This window comes from Methylobacterium sp. P1-11, from assembly GCF_008329595.1.
In the GTDB taxonomy this organism is placed as follows: Bacteria; Pseudomonadota; Alphaproteobacteria; order Rhizobiales; family Beijerinckiaceae; genus Methylobacterium.
In genome coordinates this window covers 1-1,048 of the sequence record NZ_NPKS01000099.1, presented here as the reverse complement: position 1 = coordinate 1,048, position 1,048 = coordinate 1, and the positions used below count along the sequence as shown (strand labels likewise).

General features: G+C 67.4%; 1 protein-coding gene. It reads left to right on the top strand.

The annotated features are described in order from the left end of the window. Positions 1-69: 69 nt before the first annotated feature. Positions 70-1,031 (top strand): IS630 family transposase gene (locus CIW48_RS32880; RefSeq protein ID WP_149314512.1). Its coding sequence is split into 2 segments (ribosomal slippage): positions 70-418 and positions 418-1,031, totalling 963 coding nucleotides; the frame shifts between segments, so codons are not numbered across the junction. Positions 1,032-1,048: the final 17 nt, after the last annotated feature.

Here is a 1,048-nt window from a genome sequence, read left to right as displayed (position 1 = left end):
CTAGAGCCGGTCCCGCGCCGCTTGAGACGGGTTTGCGGGTAGCGCGTTGGTGGGTGAAGGAGCTTGCTCATGCCTTCACCCCTGTCTGTGGACCTGCGCGAGCGTGTTGTGGCTGCCGTGGTGGCGGGTGTCTCCTGCCATCGCGCCGCAGCCCGCTTCGGGGTCAGCGTGTCGAGTGCCAGCCGGTGGTCGGAGCGCTTCCGCCACGAGGGCCAACTCGCCTCCAAGCCGATGGGCGGCGATCACACCTCGAAGCGCATCGAGGCGCATGCCGCGCTGATCCTGAGGATCTCCAAGCAGGAGCCGCGTCTTTTCCTGCGCGAGGTGCGCGACCGGCTGGCTGAGCAGGGCGTCCAGACCAGCACGAGCGGCCTGTCGCGCTTCTTTGCCCGCCACGGGATCAGCTGGAAAAAGGGGCGACATACGCAGCTGAGCAGGAGCGCGCGGACGTAAGGGCGGCGCGCGAGGCGTGGTTCGAGGCACAGCCCGAGCTCGATCCGGACCGGCTGGTGTTCCTGGACGAGATGGCGGCTGCCACCAACATGGCGCGCCGTTATGGTTGGGCGCCGCGCGGTGAGCGCTGCCGGCTCGCAGCCCCGCACGGCCACTACAAAACCACCACCATCACCGCCGCCCTGCGCACGAGCGGGCTGTGCGCCACCGCGCTATTGGACGGTCCCACGAACGGCAGGCGCTTTTGCAGCTACGTCACCGACACGCTGATCCCAGTGCTGCAGCCGGGTGACATCGTCGTCATGGACAACCTGCCAGCCCACAAGGTTGCGGGCGTGCAGGACGCGATCGAGGCCGCGGGAGCGCGGCTGCTCTACCTTCCGTCCTACAGCCCTGATTTCAACCCGATCGAGCAGGCCTTTGCGAAGCTGAAAGCTCTGCTACGCAGCACGGCAGCCCGCACGATCCCAGATCTGTGGGCGGCGATCCGCCAAGCCTTCAAGCGCTTCACTCCGCAGGAGTGCCGCAACTACATCGCCGGAGCCGGCTACGAGAACGACTTGGCCGTCGCTACCTGACCGGGAACAGCTCTAGC